The sequence below is a fragment of the Streptomyces solincola genome (assembly GCF_002982015.1).
Classification (GTDB): Bacteria; Actinomycetota; Actinomycetes; order Streptomycetales; family Streptomycetaceae; genus Streptomyces; species Streptomyces solincola.
Genome location: NZ_PVLV01000355.1, coordinates 1 through 3,455, shown reverse-complemented (window position 1 = coordinate 3,455; position 3,455 = coordinate 1). Strand labels below are relative to the sequence as shown.

Annotated in this window: 3 protein-coding genes; all 3 read right to left on the bottom strand. The window is 76.0% G+C overall.

Going from position 1 to position 3,455, the window contains the following annotated elements; genetic code table 11:
• Nucleotides 1-673, bottom strand: a 673-nt coding sequence (locus C6N75_RS32135) for a chaplin (RefSeq protein ID WP_105870535.1), incomplete at its 3' end; no start/stop codon positions are given.
• 175 nt (nucleotides 674-848) lie between these two features.
• Complete coding sequence (locus C6N75_RS21425) at nucleotides 849-2,015, bottom strand: hypothetical protein (protein WP_407703254.1); 1,167 nt, start codon at nucleotides 2,013-2,015, stop codon at nucleotides 849-851.
• A partial coding sequence (locus tag C6N75_RS21420; RefSeq protein ID WP_146132629.1) for a DEAD/DEAH box helicase occupies nucleotides 2,012-3,455 on the bottom strand: 1,444 nt, incomplete at its 5' end. The genes C6N75_RS21420 and C6N75_RS21425, both read right to left, overlap by 4 nt.

Sequence of the window (3,455 nt, the reverse complement as noted above, 5' to 3'; positions counted from 1 at the left end):
GTCCGGCGCCGGCGCCGGTCTCGGCCAGCTCGGGCCGGTCGAGCTGCGGCTCCGGCTGCGGTGCGGCCTCCTCGACCTCGGGCGCGGGCAGCGGCACCGGCACGGCCTCGTCGGGCGCGGGCGGAGTGGTGGGCTCCTCCTCCTCCACCTGCGGCGGCTTCTGCGGGGTGGGCGGGGTCTTCTCTCCGCCGTTGCTGGAGGCGTTGCCGAAGACGGGGTTGAGGATGCCGACGACGCCGACCGAGTTGCCGCTGACGTTGACCGGCAGGTCGACGGGGAGCTGGATGCCGTTGCCCGAGATCACGCCGGGCGAGTTGGCGGTGACGCCGTCCGCGGAGGCGCCGCCGTTGCCGTTGCCGCCGCCGTTGTGCGTGCCGGGCTTGCCGTGCGCGGTGCCGGGCTTGTCCTTGTGGCTGCCGCCGTGGTCGCCGCCCTTGTTGGCGCAGCCGTTGCCGAAGGCCGGGTTGAGCAGGCCGACCACGTTGATGGTGTTGCCGCAGACGCTGACCGGCACGTCCACCGGGAGCTGGACGGCGTTGCCCGAGACGGCGCCCGGGGAGTTGGCGGCCGCGCCGGAGGCGTCGGAGTCGGCGTGCGCGTAGCCCGAGGCCAGGGCGAGCGCGCCACCGGTGGCAGCCAGGGTGACCAGGGTGTTTCGGCGAGTGTGCCTCATGTGGCTTCTGCCTTCCGGAGAGTGTCACGGGCACCCGCCCGCACCGGAATAACGGCCTGTACCCAGGCCGGGTTATGACGTATCCACCATTCACCCCATCAGGGGAATGCTCCATTCCGATCGTCACACCGGCGTGGATCACCGTCCTGGGATTTCGCCGTCCCGAGGCGTCGGCTCAGTGTTCGAGCACGTCGGCGAGGGCTCCGATCGGGTCGGCGTCCGGGGCGCCCCGGGGCCACCAGTCCTCGCGGCCCGGGTCGGACTCGTAGCCGTACCACCGCCCGTCGCGGCCGTAGCGCAACTGGACGGCCGGGGTGGACAGGCGGTTGCGCCAGGGCCGGAACAGCGGCAGGCCCGCGGCGATCAGCAGCGGCCGGGCCCGGTCGAACGGGCCGGCCGGCGGATCCCACGCCTCCTCCAGGGCGGCCAGCCCCGGCAGGCCGCCCTGCCGCCAGGCGGCGACCGCGCGGGCGAGGTCGGCCGGGGTGCGGTCGAGGGCGTCGGCGAGGTCGCGGTAGAGCGCACGGGTGGCCGCGGTCAGGCCGGAGCCCGGGTGCGCGGCGGCCAGCCGGACCGCGTCCTGCCACACCGTCAGGCCGGCCACCGGGTCCCGGCCGGTGGCGAGCCGGGCGTGCGCGCGGACGGCCGCCTCGGTGGCCAGCAGTTCCAGGGCGAGGACGTCGGGGGCGCCCGGGTCCTCCGGATAGACCGGCGGGCGGCCGGGGTGCTCCGGCAGCGGCAGCGGCGGCGGGAGCGGCGCGGGCGGCACCGAGGTGAGCACGGCGTACGCGGGCAGGGCGGCGGTCTCCGGCGCGGCGGACGGGCCGGCGAGGCCGCCGGCGGCGCTCTCGGCGGCCTCCAGGGCGGCGTTGCGCCGGCCGAGGGCGGCGAGGATCTCCTGCTCGCCGCGCCCGCGCAGCAGGAACAGGACGAACGGGTCCTCGTCGAGCAGCCGGGCCACCTGGTAGCAGAGGGCGGCGGCGGAGTCCAGGAAGCGCTCCCAATCGTCGTCGCCGAGCACTCCCAGCCGGATGTCCGCGCGGTAGGGGCGCGGCCGGGTGCCGTGCACATAGGCGGTGACCCGGCCCGGGGTCACCGTGACGGCGTCCACGTGCCCGCGGGCCGCGTAGGCGCGCCCCCGGGCGAGCCGGGCCGGGTCCAGCGCGCTGTCCTCCAGCGCCTCCACCCAGGCGTTGCCCCACCAACTGGCGGCGAACCGGCCCTCGTCCCCCTCGGCGGGCGGCACCGGCGGGAAGGTGCGCCGGTGGTCGTCGTACATCGGCGCACGCCGGCTCCCCGCGCTCCCGGGCCGCCCGCCCCCGCGCCGCTCCCCCGGGCTCATCGCTGCCTCCGCAGCGAGACCAGGTCGGCCAGCTCACGGTCGGTCAGCTCGGTCAGGGCGGCCTCGCCGGAGCCGAGGACGGCGTCGGCCAGGGCCTGCTTGGAGCGGAGCAGCTCGGCGATGCGGTCCTCCACCGTGCCCTCGGCGATCAGCCGGTGCACCTGGACGGGCTGGGTCTGGCCGATGCGGTACGCCCGGTCGGTGGCCTGCTCCTCGACCGCCGGATTCCACCAGCGGTCGTAGTGGACGACGTGGCCGGCCCGGGTGAGGTTGAGGCCGGTGCCGGCGGCCTTGAGGGACAGCACGAAGACCGGGACCTCGCCGTCCTGGAAGCGGTCGACCATGCGCTCCCGCTCGGCGATCGGGGTGGAGCCGTGCAGCAGTTGGCAGGGCACCGCCCGGGCGGCCAGGTGCGCGGTGATCAGGCGGGCCATCGCCACGTACTGGGTGAAGACGAGCACCGCGCCCTGCTCGGCGAGGATGGTGTCCAGCAGCTCGTCCAGCAGGGCGAGCTTGCCCGAGCGGCCCGACAGCCGGGCCCGCTCCTCCTTGAGGAACTGCGCGGGGTGGTTGCAGATCTGCTTCAGCGAGGTCAGCAGCGACATGATCAGCCCGCGCCGGGCGATGCCCTCGGCCGCCTCGACCCGGGCCATGGTCTCCCGTACCACCGCCTCGTACAGCGCGGCCTGCTCGCGGGTGAGGGCCACGGGGTGGTCGGACTCGGTCTTCGGCGGCAGCTCCGGCACGATGCCCGGGTCGGACTTGCGGCGGCGCAGCAGGAACGGGCGGACCAGGCGGGCCAGCCGCTCGACCGCCTCGCCGTCGCCCAGCGTCTCGCTGCCCTCGACGGCGCGGGCGTGCCGGGAGCGGAACGCCTTGAGCGGGCCGAGCAGCCCGGGGGTGGTCCAGTCGAGCAGCGCCCACAGCTCGGAGAGGTTGTTCTCCACCGGGGTGCCGGTGAGCGCCACCCGGGCGGGGGCCGGGATGGTCCGCAGCGCCCTGGCGGTCGCCGAGAACGGGTTCTTCACGTGCTGCGCCTCGTCCGCGACCACCAGGCCCCAGGCGGTGCCGGCCAGCGTCTCGGCGCTGGAGCGCATGGTGCCGTACGTGGTGAGCACGAACCCGCCGGCCGTGTCCGCCCCGTCCAGGGAGCGGCCCGCGCCGTGGAAGCGGCGCACCGGCGTGCCCGGGGCGAACCGGACGATCTCCCGCTGCCAGTTGCCCAGCAGGGAGGCGGGGCAGACCACCAGGGTCGGCTCGGGGCGGGCGCGGCGCAGGTGGAGGGCGATGAGGGTGACCGTCTTGCCGAGGCCCATGTCGTCGGCGAGGCAGCCGCCGAGGCCGAGGGAGGTCATCAGGTCCAGCCAGTCCAGGCCGCGGGCCTGGTAGTCGCGCAGGGTGGCGGCGAGGCCGGGCGGCGGCGGCTGGGCGGCCTCGCCG